Below are 18,910 nucleotides of genomic sequence, written 5' to 3' on the forward strand. Positions count from 1 at the left end.
GGTAGCCCCGGATTCTTGCGCAAGGCCAATGGATGGCTGAAGCTGCGGCGTCCCGACATGGAGTCCCCCGATGCTGATCGTGCCGCTGCACAAGCCGCTGAACCTGGCCACGTTGCCGCTGGTGACGATGCTGCTGGTGATGGTCAATGTGCTGGTGTTTTTCGGCTGGCAGGCCGGTGACGATGCCAAGGTCGCGGCCGCACAGGGCTGGTACCTGCAATCGGAGCTGGCCGGTTACGAGTTGCCGGCCTACGAGAAGCATCTGCGCTTCACCGCCCAGCATGAGCGGCTGGCCGAGCTGGAGGCGATGCCGGCGGCCCGGCGCGCCGGCTTTGTGGCGATGTCCACGCTGAGCGATGTGTCTTTCCTGGCGGCGCTGGAGGAAGGCAGCCTGTTCGAATCCGACGCGCAACGCGCGGCCTGGTCGCCGTTGCGGCAGCGCTACCAGGCGCAGCTGGACGAGGTGTTCACGCTGCGCCATCTGCTGCGCAGTTCGGAGTGGTCGCCGTGGCGGATGCTGTCCTCGGCCTTCCTGCATGGCGGGGTGATGCACCTGTTCGGCAACATGCTGTTCCTGGTGGCATTGGGCCTGTTGCTGGAAGGGGCGCTGGGCGGCTGGCGTTTCCTTGGCGTCTATCTGCTGGGTGCGTTTGGCGCCAGTGTGGCGAGCCTGTGGTGGCGCTGGGGCGATGCCGGCGGCGGCTTGGGAGCATCCGGCGCGGTCGCGGCGCTGATGGGCGCGTTCTGCGTGGTCTGGGGCCGTCGCCCGGTGCGCTTCTTCTACTGGTTCGGGGTGGTGTTCGACTATGTGCGTGCGCCGGCGATCTGGCTGCTGCCGCTGTGGCTGGGCTGGGAGCTCTACAACCTGCTGTTCAACCGTACTGCAGGCATCGGTTTCGATGCACATGCCGGCGGCCTGGTAAGCGGCGCGTTGATGGGGGCGGTACTGGTACTGACGCGGCAGACGCGCGAGGACTTCATGGCCGATGAGCGTGCGCCCGATGCCGTGGACGCGCGCTGGGAGCTGGCACAGCAGCATATGGGGCGGCTGGAGAACGCCGCCGCCGAGCGGCTGCTGGCCGAGTTGGCAGGCGAGCAGCCACGGCGCATGGACATTGCGCTGGCACGCTATCGGGTCGCCGGCAATGCCGGGCAGCGTGCCGTGCAGCAGGCGCGGGGTATCGCGGTGCTGGCGCTCGATGCGGGTTCGGCCGCCGAGCTGGCCGCCCAGCGGAACGTGGTCAAGGAGCTGCTTGAGAACGGAGTGACGGCGGACGCGGCTGCGGCGGTATTCGAACGCTGCCTCAAGGCCGGCTGGCTGCAGGAGGCCGAGACTGCGTTGCAATCGGTCACGATGCTGCCGGCCGAGGAACAGGCGCAGCGCTGGCTGCGCTTGGCATTGGGGCAGGGCGAGCGCTCGGCCGTGGCCGGACAGCAGCGGCTGCTGCAGCTGATCCTGCAGCAGTTCCCGCAGACGCCACAGGCGGGCAAGGCGCGTTTCCTGCTGGAGAACAGCTGAGGTTGCAGCCGGCGGCAGCGCGTTGCTGTTGCTGCCTGCCTAGACGCGATCGGGTTGCAGGGCGCGCCGTGCGGCTTCGAGCTTGCGCTGCTGTTCCCCGTCCTCGCAGCGTTGCAGTGCCAGGTCGAGCAGTTGCAGCGCCTCGCTGTCGCGGCTGTAGCGCTCGCCCAGCAGCAGGGCCGCCTGCAACGCCCATTGCGGGGCATCGGGGGAGCGCGGCCAGGCCCGCAGCATCGCCTGCAACGCATCCAGCTGCAGCTGGAACTGGCCACCCAGACGCGCGCGTTCGGCCAGCAGCGCGGCCTGTTCCGGCTCGGCCGGGGTGAAATCCGGATCGCGTTCCAGCACCTCGCGCAGCAGGTTCATCGCCTGCCGTTCCTGTTTTTCCATCAACAGCCGGTTGAGGTACTGGCGGCTGTGTTCGCGCACGGCCCCGGTCGAGCCACTGCGCAGCAGCAGGCGCTGATACAGCTCATGCACCGGCAGCGAGACCGCGCGGGTGCGCACGGCGCCGCGCAGTGCTTCCATCGCCGCCTCCGGATGGCCTTCGCGGACGAAATGCTCGGCCTCGTCCAGCAGCTGCTGGTCCGGCGCATGCCGCGACAGCGCCTCCGGCGCACCTTCCGGCTCGAAGCCCAGCTCGGCGTGGTACTGGTAGACCAGATAGCCGAGCAGGTGGAAGGTGGTGAACAGTCCCCAGATGCTGAAGAAGGTGAGGGTCAATTCACCAATCACCGGCGGCATGAGCTTGTGCAGCCAGGTGCCGGCGGTCAGTGCGCTGGCCTGGATCACGAACAGCAGCGCGAAGGCCGCCAGGTACGGCCAGCCGATCCGCGCGGCCAGGGTGATCGGAGTGGCCGGATTGGCGGCGGCGCGCAGGCTGCCATCCATCGCCAGCGAGATCACGCAGCCCGGTTGCAGGAACACCACCGCCGCCAGCGACAGCAGGCCGATCACCGGGCCGAGGAAGCCGGCCACCAGCACCACGAAGATGCCCATCAGGATCATCAGCGCCAGCAGCCGGATCACGGTGCCGTCGCTGGAGCCGAGTGTGTGCTCGGGCGAGGTCATGCGGCCATGGGCGGTTTCGCGCAGGATCTCGAACGCATAGCGGTACACCGCCACCCAGACGATGAGGCCGATGATCCAGCCGATCATCGGCAACATGCCCAGCAGCGTGCACAGGGTCAGCGCGATCAGCGAATACAGGGCGGGTCCGCGCAGCGGATAGAAGGTGATGGCGCGCAGCTGCAGCCAGAACGGCTGCGGCGGCTGGCGGGTACTACGGCTGTGATTGCGGTCCTGCATGGCATCCCCCGGTGACAGCGCCGATTGTGGCGGGGATGCCGGGGAGCCGGCAATGGGCCGGCTCCGTGCGGGAATTCAGCGCTTGCCGCCGAAGATGCCGCCGAGGATGCCGCGCACGATCTGGTTGCCCAGCTTGGTGCCGACCGTGCGGGTGGTCTGCTTGGCCATGGTTTCGATCATGCCCTGGCGACGCTTGGTGCCGAAGATCGCGTCCTTGACCGCCTGGCCGAAGCCTCCCTCCTGTTCCTCGTCCTGCTGGCGGGTGCGGGCCTTGGGCGCCTGTGCCTGCTCGGCGGCCTGCTCGGCGCGACGGGCGAGGATTTCCGCCGCCGATTCGCGGTTGACCGCGGTGTCGTAGCGGCTGCCCACCGGGCTGCCGGCACGCACCTGGGCGCGTTCGGCCTCGGTGATCGAACCCATGCGGCAGCGCGGCGGGGCGATCAGCGTTTTCTGCACGGGCGAAGGGATGCCCTTGTCCTGCAGGGTCGACACCAGCGCCTCGCCGGTGCCCAGCTGCGACAGTGTGGCGACCACGTCGAGCCTGGGGTTCTGCACGAAGGTTTCGGCTGCGGTCTTCACCGCCTTCTGGTCGCGCGGGGTGAAGGCGCGCAGCGCGTGCTGCACGCGGTTGCCGAGCTGTCCGAGGATGTTGGCCGGCACGTCGTCGGGGAACTGCGAGCAGAAGTACACACCCACGCCCTTGGAGCGGATCAGCCGCACCACCTGCTCGATGCGCTGCACCAGCGCGGCCGGGGCGTCGTCGAACAGCAGGTGCGCCTCGTCGAAGATGAACACCAGTTTCGGCTTTTCCAGATCGCCGACTTCCGGCAGCTTCTCGAACAGCTCCGACAGCAGCCACAGCAGGAAGGTGGAGTACAGGCGCGGCTTGAGGATCAGCTGCGCGGCGGCGAGGATGCCGATCACCCCGCGGCCGTCGTGGTTGACGCGCATGATATCGGCCAGTTCCAGCGCCGGCTCGCCGAAGAACTGCTCGGCGCCGTCCTGCGACAGCCGCAGCAGTGCGCGCTGGATCGCCGCCACCGACTGCGCGCTGACCAGCCCGTACTCGGTGGAAATGTCCTTGCGCTCGGCAGCGACCAGGGTCAGCAGGGCGCGCAGGTCGTCCAGATCCAGCAGCAGCAGGCCACGGTCGTCGGCCAGCTTGAAGACGATGTCGAGCACACCGGACTGGGTGTCGTTGAGTTCCAGGATGCGCGCCAGCAGGGTCGGGCCCATCTCGCTGACGGTGGTGCGCACCGGGTGGCCGAGCTGGCCGTACAGGTCCCAGAACACGGTCGGGCTGGCGGCCGGGCCGTAACCCTGCACGCCGATGTCGGCCGCCCGCTGGGCCAGCTTCTCGCTGATCTCGCCGGCGACCGCCAGACCGGCCACGTCGCCCTTCACGTCGGCCATGAACACCGGCACGCCGAGCCGTGAAAAGCCCTCGGCCAGCGTCATCAGCGTCACCGTCTTGCCGGTACCGGTAGCGCCGGCCACCAGACCGTGGCGGTTGCCGAAGCGCGAGAGCAGGGTGACGGCGATGTCGTCGGTGACGCCTTTGCCGAGCAGGATCGGATCCATGGAGACACTCATTGATGAACGGAAGAGGGATTCTAACGGCCGACTGTATCGGCGCGCGGCGCATGTTGCCCGTGGCCAAGGCGGGCGGCTACCCTGCCTGACCTCCCGTCCGCAGTGCCGCTGATGTCCGCTTCCCTGTTTTCCCTCCGTCCCTGGCCGCTGCTGCTGGCCACCGCGCTGTTGACCGTGATGCCTGCGGCGCATGCCCTTTCGGCCCGTGACAAGGCCAGGGTGGACGCCCTCCACGCGCGCATGGCTGCTGCCGAGAAGCGCTATGCCGACGCACTGGTGCTGGTCAACAACGCCGATCCCAAGGGCAGCAGTGAAGGCGACGCGGCGCTGGAGGACATGGAGGATGTGATCGCCGACTGCATCGCGCAGAAGGGCTGCCAGGTCAGCGGCCTGCTCAGCAGCTACAAGCGGTTGCTGAAGCAGCGCGTGGACGGGGCCGGTGAAGCAGGCGAGGACCAGGAGCTCGGGCCGCTGGAGGCGGATCCGGACCATGTCGCGCCGCTGGTTGCCGACGTGCCCGAGGCCGCGCGTGCGGCGGCGCTGCTCAACGACCACCGGCATGCCTTCGACGACATGGTCGAGTACAACCCGGCGGTGCAGGCCGGTATCCGCCGCTGGCTCACCGACATGCGCCCGGCGTTGCTGACCAGCTATGAGAACTACATGAACCTGCGCGCGGTGATGTGGCCGGAGTGGGAGAAGAGCACGCTGCCGGAAGCGTTGCTGTTCGGCATCATGGCCAAGGAATCCAACGGCCGCGTGCATGCCTCCTCGCGCGCCGGTGCGGCCGGGCTGATGCAGTTCATGCCCGCCACCGGGCGCCGCTTCGGCCTGGGCCCGGACGGCACCGGTTTCGATACCCGCTTCGATGCGCGCAGCTCGGCCGAAGCCAGCGCCGCCTACATGAACGAGCGGATGCGGGCGCTCAACAAGAACATCGAATACGCGCTGGCCGCCTACAACGGCGGCGAGGGCCGCGCCGCGCGCATCTACCGCGAGGCGGGCGGGCAGAGTTTCTGGACCGAATCGGCTTACACCCAGTTTCCCGGCGAAACCAAGGACTACGTGCCGATGGTGATCGCCGCAGCCTGGATCTTCCTGCACCCGCAGCAGTACGGCGTGGAATTCCCCAGGGTCAACGCACAGCCGGCGACACTGCGGTTGAGTAAATCGACCACGATCTACGAGCTGACCATCTGCCTGGGCAGCGCCGGCACCCGCGACGGCTACATGCGCGTGCTGCGCAACCTCAACCCGCGCTACGAGGCCGATGGCTGGATTCCTGCCGGTACCACGCTCAACGCGACCACCCGCATCGCCGGCCTTTACAACCGCTATTGCGTCAGCGGCCCGCGTGCCGACCTGGCACGGGCGCTGATCACCGCCGACCTCAATGCCGCGATCAAGCGCCCGTCGGCGGCATCGGTCACCGGCAGTGTCGCGGTGGGCGATGTCCAGTCCATGCAGGCCGCACAGGCGGTCGCCCCGGTGGCGGCATCGGCACCGCGTCCGGCAACCCGCACGCCGCGCACCTACAAGGTCGCCAAGGGCGACACGCTGGGGCGCATCGCCAGCCGCTTCCAGTGCGAGGTACCGGCGCTGGCCCGCGCCAACGGCCTGCGCGCGCCGGGCTATGCCATCAGGCTGGGGCAGACGATCAAGCTGGAAGGCTGCGGCCGCTGAGTGATCGGCTGACCGGATAAGGCAAAGGGCGCCGTGGGCGCCCTTTGTCATTCATGGCTTCTGCGCTGCCGCAATGCGGGATTACTTCAGCCGCGCCAGCGCCTGATCGAGCTGCACGGGGCTTTCGGCGTACAGTGAAGGATCGAACTCGGCCACGCCGCGCCTCGCAGAAAGACAGGCGCCGGAGTGGTGGGCGCGTCGCCACGCGCCGCGGTGTTGCCGGGTCGGAATCGAGCGTTACTTCAGCCGCGCCAGCGCCTGCCCCAGTTGCACAGGGCTCTCCGCATGCAACGAAGGATCGAACTCGGCCACATCCGGCGGCAGCAGCACGATCACGGTGGAGCCGTAGTTGAAACGGGCCATCTCACCAAACCGTTCCAATGTGACTCCCTTGCCGCGCCAGTCCTTGCGAGTGATGCGGTCGCCATAGGCGGGGATCTCCTCGCCGCTCCATACCGTTTCCACGCCGCTGACCAGCAGTGCGCCGACCATCACCTGCACCATCGGCCCGAAATCGGTGTCGAAATGGCAGACCAGACGCTCGTTGCGGGCGAACAGGCGCGGCACGTTGGCGACCGCGTCGGTGCCGACGCTGAACAGGCGGCCGGGCACGTGCACGGTTTCGCGCAGGGTGCCGGTCCACGGCATGTGCACACGGTGGTAGTCGCGCGGCGACAGGTACACGGTGGCGAACAGGCCGTCGCGGAACGGCGCCGCATCGGTGGCATCGCCGAGCAGTTCGGCGGCGGTGAAGGACTGCCCCTTGGCCTGGAAGATGCGGCCGTCCTCGATCGCGCCCAGCTGGCTGATATGGCCGTCGGCGGGCATGGTCAGCGTGCGCGGATCGGCGGCGGGCACGCGCGCACCGGTTTTCAGGGCGCGGGTGAAAAACGCGTTGAAACTGGCATAGCTGCGCGGATCGGGATTGGCGGCTTCGGCCAGGTTGACGTTGAATTTCTCCGTCACCGTATCGATCAGCCAGTGCGAGATGCGCGGATTCTGCGAATAGGCCAGCGAGCGCGCCATCGAGGACAGCAGGCGGTGCGGCAGGACGTAGCTGAGCGTTGTTACCAGACTCATGGGGCGGATTTCTCGGTGAGCTTGAGCAGATCGCTGGCGATCGCCTGCGGGTTGAGCGGAGGACGGATCAGCCCGGCCAGGCGGCCTTCCGGGTCCAGGACGGCGATGCTGGCCGAGTGGTCCATGCTGTAGTCGGCGGGATTTTTGTCGAAATGCTTGCCGGGGGCCTTCTGGAAGACCATGCCCAGCGCGGTGGCGAAGCGCTCCAGCGACGGGATGTCGGCGGTCGCGGCCAGGGTGTCCTTGTGGAAGGCGTGGGCGTACTCGCCCAGCCGCGCCGGCGTGTCACGCTCCGGATCCACCGATACCAGCACCACGCGCGGACGCAGGCTGTCGGGCAGGTTTTCCCACTGCTTCTGCGCCCCGGCCAGCTCGGTCAGCGTGGTCGGGCAGATGTCCGGGCAGGAGGTGAAGCCCAGGAACACCAGCGTCCAGTGGCCACGCAGCTCACCGGGAATCAGCCGGGTGCCGTCGGACTGGGCCAGGTCGAAGTCCGGCAAGGTGCGCGGGGTGCCGTAGAACACGATCGAACTGCTGTCGTGGTTGCCGGCCTTGCCCGGGCCGAAGACCTTCTGTGCCAGCAGCAGACCGAGGCCGGCGGCCAGGGCGACGGCGAGGATGATGCCGGTATTGCGATTGAACATGGGCCGTTTATCCATACTGGTGCCGGCGGCGCAGGCAGCGGTCGCGGGCGGGACAGGCGAGTGTAGGGGATGCAGCGATAGGCTGGCCGCGCCCCGGAGCAGGGCGCCGGTGCCGGGCCCGATAGCGGCGCCTGCCGAAGTTTCGGCTGCAACTGGGCAGTCAATATACCGGCCAAGTGCCTATAATCGCAGACCTTTCAAGTATTTCCGTATTCCCATGACAGCCGAAGCGGCCGCCGAACTCCACACGATCATCGATCTGATCCGCTACGGCGCCAGCCGTTTCAATGCCGCAGGCCTGACCTTCGGCCACAGCTATGACAACGCGCTGGACGAGGCCACCCAGCTGGTGCTGCACAGCCTGCAGCTGCCGCCGGATCTGGGCCCCGCCTATGGCGCGGCGCGCCTGCTGCGGCACGAGCGCGAGCAGGTGCTGGCGCTGTTCGAACGGCGCATCAACGAGCGCCTGCCGGCCGCCTACCTGACCGGCGAGGCCTGGTTCGCCGGCCTGAGCTTCAAGAGCGATGCACGTGCGCTGGTGCCGCGTTCGCCGATCGCCGAGCTGATCCTCGGCGGCTTCGAACCGTGGCTGGCCGGCCGCGATGTCACCCGCGCACTGGACCTGTGCACCGGTTCGGGCTGCATCGCCATCGCCATGGGCCACTACTACCCGAACTGGCAGGTGGACGGCAGCGACATCAACGATGCCGCGCTGTCGCTGGCCCACGAGAACAGGGAGCGCCTGCTCGCGAACAATGTCGAGATCGTCAAATCCGACCTGTTCAACGGGCTGGAAGGCCGCGTCTACGAGCTGATCGTCACCAATCCGCCGTACGTCACCAATGACGAAACCGATGCGCTGCCGCAGGAGTATTCGTACGAACCGGACCTGGCGCTGCGTGCCGGCGACGATGGCCTGGATCTGGTGCTGAAGATTTTGCGTGATGCACCGGACCACCTCACCGAAGACGGCCTGCTGATCTGCGAGGTGGGCGATTCCGAGCAGCACCTGGTCAAGCTGCTGCCGGAGGTGTTCATGTCCTGGATCGAATTCAAGGTCGGGCAGATGGGCATCTTCGCGGTTGAAGCCAGCGAGCTGCGCGCGCACCACGCCCGCATTGCCGAACTGGCGGCGCAGCGATGAGTGCCAATGCCTTCGGCAAGCTGCTGACGGTCACCACCTTCGGCGAGTCGCACGGGCCGGCCATCGGCTGCGTCATCGACGGCTGTCCGCCGGGGCTGGAGATCAGCGTCGAAGAGTTCGCCCATGACCTGCAGCGCCGCGCCACCGGCAAGAGCCGCCACACCTCCGCGCGCCGCGAGGCCGACGAGGTGGAGATCCTGTCCGGCGTCTACGAAGGCCGCACCACCGGCACGCCGATCGGCCTGCTGATCCGCAATACCGACCAGCGCAGCAAGGACTACAGCAACATCGCCGCGCAGTTCCGGCCGGGCCATGCCGACTACAGCTACTGGCAGAAGTACGGCATCCGTGATCCGCGCGGTGGTGGCCGCTCCTCGGCGCGCGAGACCACCATGCGCGTGGCCGCCGGCGTGATCGCCAAGAAGTGGCTCAAGCAGCGCTACGGCGTGAGCGTGCGCGGCTATCTGTCGCAGCTGGGCGAGATCGTCCCGGCCGGGCACGACTGGAGCGCGGTGGAGGAAAATCCGTTCTTCTGGCCCGACGCCGCGCAGGTGCCGGCGCTGGAGGCGTACATGGATGCGCTGCGCAAGTCCGGCGACTCGGTCGGCGCGCGCGTGACCGTGGTCGCCGATGGCGTGCCGGCGGGCTGGGGCGAGCCGGTCTACGGTAAGCTTGATGGCGATATCGCCGCGGCGCTGATGAGCATCAACGCGGTCAAGGGCGTGGAGATCGGTGACGGTTTCGCCAGCGCCGCGCAGAAGGGCACCGAGCACCGCGACCTGATCACGCCCGAAGGCTTCCAGTCCAACCACGCCGGCGGCATTCTCGGTGGCATCGCCACCGGGCAGCAGATCGTCGCATCGATGGTGCTCAAGCCGACTTCCAGCCTGCGCCTGCCCGGCGCCACGGTGGACACCGCCGGCAACGCGGTGGAGGTCATCACCACCGGTCGCCATGACCCTTGTGTCGGCATCCGCGCCACGCCGATTGCCGAGGCGATGCTGGCGCTGGTGCTGATGGACCAGGCGCTGCGCCACCGCGCGCAGTGTGGCGATGTGGGCGAGGTCACGCCGCGCATTCCCGGCAGCGTCGATGGCTGACCAGCGACCCCGCGTCTGGGTTTCGCAGCCCCTGTTCGACGATACCGTCGCGCAGCTGGCCGCGTACTGCGACGTGGTCGCCACCCCGGAGATCACCGCGCACGACAGTGCCGCGCTGGCCGCGCAACTGGCCGGTGTGGACGGTGCACTGGTGACGCTCAACGACCGTATCGGTGCGGCGGAAGTTGCCGCTGCGTCCCAGCTGAAGGTCATCGCCAACGTCGGCGTCGGCTACAACAACCTCGATATCCCGGCGCTGAGCGCGGCGGGAATTCTGGCCACCAACACCCCGGACGTATTGACCGAAACCACCGCCGATCTGGGCTTCGCGCTGCTGATGGCGGCGGCGCGGCGCATCGTCGAATCCGACCGCTGGCTGCGTGACGGCCAGTGGGGACAGTGGTCGTTCACCACCATGCTCGGCACCGACCTGCATGGCAGCACGCTGGGTATCCTCGGCATGGGCCGGATCGGCCAGGCCATCGCCCGCCGCGGCCATCACGGCTTCGGCATGAAGGTGCTGTACCACAACCGCTCGCCGCTGCCGGAAGACGTGGAGCGCGAGGTTGGTGCCCGTTACGCCGGTTTCGACGAGCTGCTGTCGCACGCCGATCATCTGCTGCTGGTGCTGCCGTACACCGCGCAGAACCACCACATCATCGATGCCACCGCACTGGCGAAGATGAAGCCGAGCGCCACGCTGGTGAACATCGCCCGTGGCGGTATCGTCGATGAGCTGGCGCTGGCCGATGCGCTGAGCAATGGCCGGCTGGCTTCGGCGGCGCTGGATGTCTACGAGAACGAGCCGCAGGTGCGGCCGGAACTGCTGGCGCTGCGCAACATCGTGCTGACCCCGCATATCGGCAGCGCCTCGCTGGCCACGCGCCGCGCGATGGTGCAGCTGGCGGTGGACAACCTGCAGGCCGGGCTGGGTATCGGCCCGGACGCAGGCCGTCCGGTCAATGTGGTCAACGCCGACCTGCTGGACTCCGGTACGGCTCGCGTTGCCACTTCCGGCGGCAAAACCATTATCAAAAAACGGTAGGGAGCCTCCGCGGCTGTCTGCCGGAGGTTCCCCGAACCTGGCTCGACGTGTGTCCCCCATCTCCCTTTTTTCGAGTGCACCCCATGAGCAATGAAGCCCGTCGTTTCCACGTAGCCGTTGTCGGCGCCACCGGCGCGGTCGGCCAGACCATGTTGTCGATCCTTGCCGAGCGCAAGTTCCCGATCAGCACGCTGACCCTGCTGGCCTCGTCGCGTTCGGCCGGCCAGCAGGTCGACTTCAACGGCGAGAAGATCACCATCCAGGACCTGGCCACGTTCGATCCGGCCGGTGTCGAGATCGCGCTGTTCTCGGCTGGCGGCGGCATTTCCAAGGAATTCGCGCCGAAGTTCGCCGCGGCCGGCGCGGTGGTGATCGACAACTCGTCCTCGTTCCGTTACGACGATGACGTGCCGCTGGTGGTGTCCGAGGTCAACCCGGAAGCGGCGAAGAACCGTCCGCGCGGCATCATCGCCAACCCGAACTGCTCGACCATGCAGCTGATGCCGGTGCTGGCACCGATCCACCGCGAGTACGGCATCGAGCGCGTCAACATCGCCACCTACCAGTCGGTGTCCGGCGCCGGCCAGACCGGCATGGAGGAGCTGGGCAAGCAGACCGCGCAGCTGCTGGGCTTCCAGGAGATCGAGCCGACGAAGTTCCCGGTGCAGATCGCCTTCAACCTGATCCCGCACATCGACGACTTCCTCGACAACGGCTTCACCAAGGAAGAGATGAAGCTGGTCTGGGAGACCCGCAAGATCCTCGGCGATGACAGCATCCAGGTGAACCCGACCGCGGTGCGCGTGCCGGTGTTCTACGGCCACTCCGAGGCGGTGAACGTGGAGACGAAGAAGAAGATCACCACGGAGAAGGCGCGCGCGCTGTTGGCCGCCGCGCCGGGCGTCGAGGTCGTGGACGAGCGCAGGGCCGGCGGCTATCCGACCCCGGTCACCCACGCCTCGGGCACCGATCCGGTCTATGTCGGCCGTATCCGCGAGGACATCTCGCACCCGCGTGGCCTGAACATGTGGGTGGTGGCCGACAACATCCGCAAGGGTGCCGCGCTCAATGCGGTGCAGGTGGCCGAACTGGTCGCCGCCGGCGGCTGATGCACCGGCGGGGCCGGCCCGACGGGTCGGCTCCGCAGCGGGACTGTGCGTGCGCGGTATTCGAAAGCCGGGTGAGCCGTTATATTGGCCGCCATGACAAATAGGGGCAGGAGCGCCATGCGCTCGATACAAGGCGCGCTGGTTCTGATCCTGGCGCTGTTCAGCAGCGCGGCGATGGCCCTGGGGTTGGGCGATATCCGCGTGCTGTCCAAGCCCGGGCAGCCCTTTCTGGCCGAAATTCCGGTCATTTCCAGCGATCCGGGCGAGCTGCAGAGTGCCAGCGTCGGGTTGGCATCGCCGGCCACCTTCGAGCGGGTCGGGCTGGCACCGCCGCAGGGCCTGGTCAGCGAGCTGCAGTTCCAGTTCGCACAGGATCGTGAGGGCCGTTCGGTTATCCGCGTGAGCAGCGCCACCCCGGTGGACGTGGCTTCGCTGGGTTTCCTGATCGAAGTGGACTGGGGGCAGGGCCGGCTGGTGCGCGAGTATTCGGCGCTGGTGGCCGCGCCGCAGACCGCCACGGCGGTGGCCGAGCCGGTGATCGACGCACCGGCGGGCGCATTGTCCAACCTGATCACCCGCGACCCGGAACCGTTTCCGGAAACACCCTCGCCGGTCCCGCCGCCGGCGGCACCGGAACCGGCAGCTGTGCCTGCATCGGCAACGCCCGCACCCGCACCCGCACCAGTGGTCCAGGCGCCGCCAGCCCGGACACCCGGCCAGCTGGCGCCGGTGCAGCGCGGGCAGACCCTGTCGCACATCGCCCGTGAGCTGTCGCGCGAGAGCGGCGTTTCAATGAACCAGGCGATGGTGGCGTTGCTGCGCGCCAACCCGGAGGCGTTCATCCGCGGCAACATCAATCTGCTCAAGCAGGGCGCGGTACTGCGTAATCCGGGGCAGGAAGAACTGGCGCAGGTGGATGTGGCGCAGGCGCGCGCGATCGTGCGTGAGCAGACTGCGCAGTGGCGACAGGCGCGTGCGGCGATACCGCAGCCGGCGGTGGCCGATGCCGGGGAACGCCCGGTTTCTTCACCATCGGCAGGCACCGCTGCCCCCACGGGGGCGCGGCTGGAAATCGCTCCGGCAGTGGCGGGCGGAGAGCAGACTGCAGGAATGACAACCGGACTCGATGCCGGTGGCGAGGGCGACATGTTGGCAAACGAACAACTGCGGCAGGCGCGGGAAGACCTGGCCACGCGTGATGCGGAGCTGCAGGAACTGCGTGAGCGCGTCGGGGAGCTGGAAAAGCTGCAACAACAGCAGCAGTCCCTGATCGCGATGAAGGATTCGGATCTGGCCGCGGCCCAGCAACGCCTGGCCGAAGCCGGCAAGCGTGATGACGGTGCCTCGTTCGGCTGGCTGTGGCTGGGACTGGCATTGCTGGTACTGGGAGCGATCGGCTGGTGGCTGTCGCGGCGGCGCAAGCCGTTGCCGCCTGCGCCCGGTCGCGGCTTCGGCCCGGAAGGCCTGGCGGCGGCGATGCCGGCGATGGGGACGGCGGCTGTCGATGAGGCGGTCGACGATGAGGCAATGCCGGCCGATGAAGCGCTGCCGGAGGAGGCCGATGTCACGGCCCAGGCGGCGGAGGACGACTTCGACCCGTCACCGGCCACCTATGAAGAGCCGATGCCGGCATGGTTGCGTGCGGCCGCCGCGGTCGACCCTGATCCCGTGCCGGCCCCCGTGGCGGACAAGCCGGTACTGCTGTTCGAGGCCTCGCAGCCGCGTGCGGACACCGTGCAGCGGCAGGAGCCGACGTTTGGTGCTGAGCCGGTGGCCCGGCAGGAAAGCGCCTGGCTGGCCGATGACATGGCTGCGGTGATGCCGCTGAATCCGGCGCCGGCGGGCCGCGAGCGGCTGGAGCTGGCCATCGCCTACCTGGATCTGGGTGATGCCGAAACCGCGCGCACCCTGCTCAGTGAAGTGGCGCTGGGCAGCGACCAGCAGGCCCGCGCCGAGGCGCTGGAGCTGCTCGGGCGGATGGGATGAAAGAGGGGCCGGGATGAAGCGCGAGCGCGGTATCGACTACGTGGAGTTCGCTTCATCCGATCCGGCAGCCAGTCGCCGCTTCTTCGAGCAGGTGTTCGGCTGGCGCTTCGAAGACTATGGCCCGGACTACACCGCCTTTGATGACGGTCAGCTGCAGGGCGGTTTCTTCCGCGGCACCCCCGTGACCTCAATTGCAGGTGCGCCGCTGGTGGTGCTGTATGCGGCGCAGCTGGCACCACTGCAGGCGGCGGTGCAGACGCATGGCGGCGAGGTGGTGAAGCCGGTGTTCGTGTTCCCGGGTGGCCGCCGCTTCCAGTTCATCGAACCCGGTGGCAACGAGCTGGCGGTGTGGTCCGACAGCGACAGCGACTGAGCACGGCATCCGCCGCGCCAGCGAAATTCCAAGAGGTTTGACGATGCGTTATGCGCTGGGCGTGGAATACGACGGCAGCGAATTCAAGGGCTGGCAGCAGCTCGGTGAGCACGGCTGCGCCAGTGTGCAGGCGACGTTGCAGGACGCGCTGTCATCGGTGGCCAATGCGCCGGTCCATGTGGTCTGTGCCGGCCGTACCGATGCCGGCGTGCACGGCGAATGCCAGGTGGTGCACTTTGACAGCGAGGTCGAGCGCACGCCGCGCGGCTGGGTCCTGGGGACCACCACGCGCCTGCCACCTTCGGTCTGCGTGCGCTGGTGTGTGCCGGTCGATGAACAGTTCAGTGCGCGTTTTTCGGCCCAGGCGCGGCGCTACCGCTACCGGTTGATGAACCGGCAGATCCGCCCGGCGCTGTACCGGCAGACGCTGGGCTGGGAGCGGCGCCCGCTGGATACACCGGCCATGCACCGCGCCGCGCAGGCGCTGCTGGGCGAGAACGACTTCGGCGCGTTCCGCAGCGCGCAATGCCAGGCCCTGCATGCCCGCCGTGAGCTGCAGGCGATCTCGGTCCACCGTCATGGCGAGCTGGTGGAAATCAATGTGCAGGCCAATGCGTTCCTGCACCACATGGTGCGCAACATCGTCGGCTCGCTGCTGATGGTCGGGGCCGGCGAGAAACCGGAAAGCTGGATCGGCGAGGTGCTGGCAGGGCGCGACCGCAACCAGGCCGGGCCGACCGCGCCGCCGCAAGGTCTGGTGTTCGTCGGCCCGCTGTATCCTGCACAGTGGAAATTGCCGGACGAGGTGACGCTGTGAGCCGTACGCTGTTCCGTACCCGCATCAAGTTCTGCGGTATGACCCGTGCCGGCGATATCCGCCTGGCCAGCGAGCTGGGCGTGGACGCGGTCGGCTTCATTTTCGCCAGGGAGAGCCGCCGCCGGGTGGCGCCGTCCGAAGCGCGGGCGATGCGCCAGGCGATCGCGCCACTGGTCGATGTGGTGGCGCTGTTCCAGAACAATGGCCGCGAAGAAGTGCGCGAGGTGCTGCGTGCGGTGCGGCCCACCGTGTTGCAGTTCCATGGCGACGAGGATGACGGCTTCTGCCGCAGCTTCAACCTGCCATACCTGAAGGCGATTGCGATGGGGGGCGATGCCGAGGTCAGTGCGCGTGGACTGCAGCAGCTGTATCCGCACGCGGCCGGCTTCCTGTTCGACAGCCACTCGGCCGGCGGCAGTGGTGGTACCGGCGTGGCATTCGACTGGTCGCAGATTCCGCCGGGTATGCAGCGGCCTTATCTGCTGGCCGGCGGCATCCGGCCGGAGAACGTGCACGAGGCGGTCATCGCCACCCGCCCGTGGGGCGTGGATGTCTCCAGCGGCATCGAATCGGCGCCGGGCCTGAAGGATGGCGACAGGATGCGCCGCTTTGTCGAGGAAGTGCGTCGTGCCGATGTTGCCGAGGTTGAGCCGGCAGCCTGAGCGGGCTCTGCTGCACCCACCGATTATGTGGCCGTTTTGGCATCCGTCCGCAGGGGCTATCCCGTATGATGCGGACGAAGGTGGAGGTGCAGCTGCGCGGGATGCAGCGACGCGGAGGTGAACGCCGCAATCCGCCGGGGACCACAGGGAACGGGGTGCATGGCGGAATTTCTGGAAGTAGCGCTGTCCTATCCGACACTGCCGTACAGCGTTGTGCTGTGCTTTGCGGTCATCTACTGGATGCTTGCCGCCACCGGCATCATCGACGAGGGCGGCATTGGCAGCGGTGACGGTGCCGATTTCCATAGTGGCGCTGATGGCGCCAGTGGTCTGGCGGGCATGTTCGCGCGCATGGGCCTTGGCGGCGCGCCGACCATGCTGGTGGTGTTGCTGCTTGCGTTCTTCGGCTGGTCGATCACCTACCTGGTGCAGCTGTTCTTCCTGCAGCCACTGCCGGCCCTGCTGCGCTGGGGCATCGGTACCGGCGTGGCGTTTGCCGCGCTGATTCCGGGGGCGATCGTCTCGTCCTGGGTGCTGCGGCCGATCCGCCGTTTCCTCATGAAGCTGCGCGCGGTGCCCCAGGAAAACATCCTCGGCAAAGTCGGACAGGTGTCCTCGCCCGAAGTCACCGCCGGGCATGGCTACGCCAGCATCGATGATGGCGGGGCCGGCCTGATCCTGCAGGTGCGTGCGCAACCTGGCAGCCGTTTCGAGCGCGGTGAGCGCGTGCGCCTGGTCCGCTACCTGCCGCAACACAATCATTACCTGGTGGTTGGCGAAGCCGACCTGCCCACGTTGGACATTCCCATTTCCCAAGTATCAGTTGGCAAGGAGAAGCACTGATGAGTCAAGCTGCGCTGGCCCCGTTCATTATTGGCGTAGGCATCCTGCTGGTGTTTTTCCTCGGGCTTGCAGGCCTGTTCAAAGCGTTCTACAAGAAGGTCGACCAGGGCACCGCCCTGATCGTCAACGACATGAGCTCCACGCCGAAGGTGCATTTCACCGGTGCGCTGATCATCCCGGTGCTGTACCGCGCCGAGCACATGCGCATCAGCCTGATCACGCTGCAGGTGGACCGCCGTGGCAAGGAAGGCCTGATCTGCCGCGACAACATGCGCGCGGACATCACCGTGGCCTTCTACCTGCGCGTCAACGAGACCCAGGCCGACGTGCTGCGCGTGGCCAAGGCCATCGGCGCGGATCGGGCCTCGGACAAGCACGCGGTGGATGAGCTGTTCAACGCCAAGTTCTCCGAAGCGCTGAAGACGGTGGGCAAGAAGTTCGACTTCACCCAGTTGTTCGAGAAGCGCCAGGAGTTCCGTGACGAGATCATCGCGGTGATCGGCAACGACCTCAACGGCTATGCGCTGGAAGACGTGGCCATCGATTACCTGGAACAGACGCCGAAGAATCTGCTGGATCCCAGCAACATCCTCGACGCCGAAGGCATCCGCAAGATCACCGAGCTGACCGCTGCGCAAAACGTGATCACCAACGAGCTGGCGCAGAACGAGCGTCTGGCCATCACCAAGAAGAACGTCGAGGCCAAGGAAGCCACGCTGGCGCTGGAGCGCCAGCAGGCCGAGGCTGAAGCGCGGCAGAAGCGCGAGGTGGAAACCATCCGCGCCCGCGAGGAAGCCGAGACCCTCAAGGTGCAGGAAGAGCAGCGCCAGCTGTCCGAGAACGCCCGCATCGAGGCGCAGCAGCTGATCGACATCCGTGACCAGAACCGCCTGCGCGAAGTGGAAGTGGCCGAGCAGAACCGCCAGCGTGCCGTGGCCATCGAGGTCGAGCGCGTCGCCCGCGCGCGCCAGTTGGAGCAGGTCACCACCGACCGCGAGGTGCAGCTGCAGGGCGTGGAGCGTGACAAGGTGGTCGAGCAGGGCAAGATGGACGTGGCCAACATCACCCGCGAACGCATCTCCATCGACAAGACCGTGGCGCAGGAGGAAGAGCGCATCAAGGAAGTGCGACAGGTGTCCGAGGCCGATCGCCTGAAGCAGGTGGCCATCCTCGAGGCCGAGGCCGAGGCGCAGGAGGCGCTGCTCAAGCAGGTCAAGGAGGCCGAGGCCGCCGAAGCCGCCGCCAAGCACAAGGCGGTGGAGATCACCACGCTGGCGCAGGCCGAGTTCGATGCGGCCGGCAAGCAGGCCGAAGCCAAGAAGGCCCTGGCCGAGGGCATCCGTGCCGAACGTGCGGCGCCGGGTCTGGCCGACGCGCAGGTTAAGGAGGCCGGTGCGCTGGTGATCGAGAAGGTCGGCATCGCCGAGGCCCGCGTGGTCGATGCGATGGCCGACGCCAACCTCAAGCAGGGCACCGCCGAAGCCAAGGTGCTGGCCGAGCAGCTGGCCGCACGCGCGCAGGGCGAGGAACAGATGGGCCGTGCCAAGGCCACCGCCGCCGAAACGCTGGGCGTTGCCGAAGCCTCGGTGATCGAGAAGAAGCTGTTTGCCGAAGCCGACGGTCTGACCCGCAAGTTCCAGGCGATCGATTCGCTGGGCGATACCGCGCGCGGTCATGAAGAGTTCCGCATGACGTTGGATACCGGTCTCAAGCAGGCTCTGGCCACGCTGGAAGCCGGCAAGGAGATCTCCAAGGAGAACGCCGAGGTCATCGCCAGCGCGTTGCGCAATGCCGACATCGACATGGTGGGCGGCGACGGCGGCATGTTCGAGAACCTGGTCAAGGCGATGTCGCTGGGCCGCTCGATCGAAGGCCTCACCGACAAGAGCCCGATCGTGCAGGACCTGATGCAGCGCTACCTGGGCGTGGACATGGCCGCACGCGGCAAGCCGGCCAAGCGGCTGGCCGATGACGCCGCAGCGGCAAGCGACGCAGGCTGAGTGT

At 67.6% G+C, this 18,910-nt stretch carries 16 protein-coding genes; 12 read left to right on the forward strand and 4 right to left on the reverse strand.

Features of this window, described 5'->3' with window-relative positions; genetic code table 11:
• The first annotated feature begins 70 nt into the window (after positions 1–70).
• Complete coding sequence (locus ACSBPQ_RS04830) at positions 71–1,519, forward strand: rhomboid family intramembrane serine protease (RefSeq protein ID WP_442683917.1); 1,449 nt, start codon at positions 71–73, stop codon at positions 1,517–1,519.
• A gap of 39 nt (positions 1,520–1,558) precedes the next feature.
• On the opposite strand, the gene ACSBPQ_RS04835 is transcribed toward ACSBPQ_RS04830, so the two are convergent.
• Complete coding sequence (locus tag ACSBPQ_RS04835; protein ID WP_442683918.1) at positions 1,559–2,827, reverse strand: hypothetical protein; 1,269 nt, start codon at positions 2,825–2,827, stop codon at positions 1,559–1,561.
• Between the two features lie 75 nt (positions 2,828–2,902).
• Positions 2,903–4,408: a helicase HerA-like domain-containing protein gene (locus ACSBPQ_RS04840; RefSeq protein ID WP_442683919.1), complete on the reverse strand. Its 1,506-nt coding sequence runs from the start codon at positions 4,406–4,408 to the stop codon at positions 2,903–2,905.
• 123 nt (positions 4,409–4,531) lie between these two features.
• Between ACSBPQ_RS04840 and ACSBPQ_RS04845 the strand changes: the two genes are divergently transcribed.
• Complete coding sequence (locus ACSBPQ_RS04845; protein ID WP_442683920.1) at positions 4,532–6,103, forward strand: transglycosylase SLT domain-containing protein; 1,572 nt, start codon at positions 4,532–4,534, stop codon at positions 6,101–6,103.
• A gap of 237 nt (positions 6,104–6,340) precedes the next feature.
• On the opposite strand, the gene asd is transcribed toward ACSBPQ_RS04845, so the two are convergent.
• Both asd and ACSBPQ_RS04855 read right to left on the reverse strand, forming a co-directional pair.
• The gene (gene asd / locus ACSBPQ_RS04850) at positions 6,341–7,183 is read right to left on the reverse strand and encodes an archaetidylserine decarboxylase (RefSeq protein WP_442683921.1); all 843 of its coding nucleotides are present in this window, start codon (positions 7,181–7,183) and stop codon (positions 6,341–6,343) included.
• A complete protein-coding gene (locus ACSBPQ_RS04855; protein ID WP_442683922.1) occupies positions 7,180–7,827 on the reverse strand; it encodes an SCO family protein in 648 nt (215 codons plus the stop codon). The genes asd and ACSBPQ_RS04855 overlap by 4 nt, the downstream gene beginning before the upstream one ends.
• A 217-nt stretch (positions 7,828–8,044) precedes the next feature.
• Between ACSBPQ_RS04855 and prmB the strand changes: the two genes are divergently transcribed.
• From prmB to ACSBPQ_RS04905, 10 genes are all read left to right on the forward strand, one after another.
• Positions 8,045–8,971, forward strand: coding sequence for a 50S ribosomal protein L3 N(5)-glutamine methyltransferase (gene prmB / locus ACSBPQ_RS04860; RefSeq protein ID WP_442683923.1), 927 nt, complete (start codon positions 8,045–8,047; stop codon positions 8,969–8,971).
• Positions 8,968–10,071, forward strand: a complete 1,104-nt coding sequence (gene aroC / locus ACSBPQ_RS04865; RefSeq protein ID WP_442683924.1) for a chorismate synthase — start codon at positions 8,968–8,970, stop codon at positions 10,069–10,071. The genes prmB and aroC overlap by 4 nt, the downstream gene beginning before the upstream one ends.
• Entirely contained in the window at positions 10,064–11,116 is a 1,053-nt protein-coding gene (locus ACSBPQ_RS04870) for a 2-hydroxyacid dehydrogenase (protein WP_442683925.1), read from the forward strand. Before aroC ends, ACSBPQ_RS04870 begins: the two co-directional genes overlap by 8 nt.
• Positions 11,117–11,199: 83 nt before the next feature.
• Positions 11,200–12,225: an aspartate-semialdehyde dehydrogenase gene (locus ACSBPQ_RS04875; protein WP_442683926.1), complete on the forward strand. Its 1,026-nt coding sequence runs from the start codon at positions 11,200–11,202 to the stop codon at positions 12,223–12,225.
• Positions 12,226–12,318: 93 nt separating this feature from the next.
• A complete protein-coding gene (locus ACSBPQ_RS04880; protein ID WP_442683927.1) occupies positions 12,319–14,211 on the forward strand; it encodes a FimV/HubP family polar landmark protein in 1,893 nt (630 codons plus the stop codon).
• A 13-nt stretch (positions 14,212–14,224) separates the two neighbouring features.
• Positions 14,225–14,584 (forward strand): VOC family protein, encoded by a 360-nt coding sequence (locus ACSBPQ_RS04885; RefSeq protein WP_442683928.1) that lies wholly within the window; start codon positions 14,225–14,227, stop codon positions 14,582–14,584.
• Between the two features lie 43 nt (positions 14,585–14,627).
• On the forward strand, positions 14,628–15,401 hold the full coding sequence (truA, locus tag ACSBPQ_RS04890; protein WP_442683929.1) for a tRNA pseudouridine(38-40) synthase TruA: 774 nt from the start codon (positions 14,628–14,630) through the stop codon (positions 15,399–15,401).
• On the forward strand, positions 15,398–16,063 hold the full coding sequence (locus ACSBPQ_RS04895) for a phosphoribosylanthranilate isomerase (RefSeq protein WP_442683930.1): 666 nt from the start codon (positions 15,398–15,400) through the stop codon (positions 16,061–16,063). Before truA ends, ACSBPQ_RS04895 begins: the two co-directional genes overlap by 4 nt.
• A 159-nt stretch (positions 16,064–16,222) precedes the next feature.
• A complete protein-coding gene (locus tag ACSBPQ_RS04900) occupies positions 16,223–16,906 on the forward strand; it encodes a hypothetical protein (RefSeq protein WP_442683931.1) in 684 nt (227 codons plus the stop codon).
• A complete protein-coding gene (locus ACSBPQ_RS04905) occupies positions 16,906–18,906 on the forward strand; it encodes a hypothetical protein (protein ID WP_442683932.1) in 2,001 nt (666 codons plus the stop codon). Before ACSBPQ_RS04900 ends, ACSBPQ_RS04905 begins: the two co-directional genes overlap by 1 nt.
• Positions 18,907–18,910 lie beyond the last annotated feature (4 nt).

The sequence above is a fragment of the Stenotrophomonas sp. JC08 genome (assembly GCF_052180205.1).
In the GTDB taxonomy this organism is placed as follows: Bacteria; Pseudomonadota; Gammaproteobacteria; order Xanthomonadales; family Xanthomonadaceae; genus Stenotrophomonas.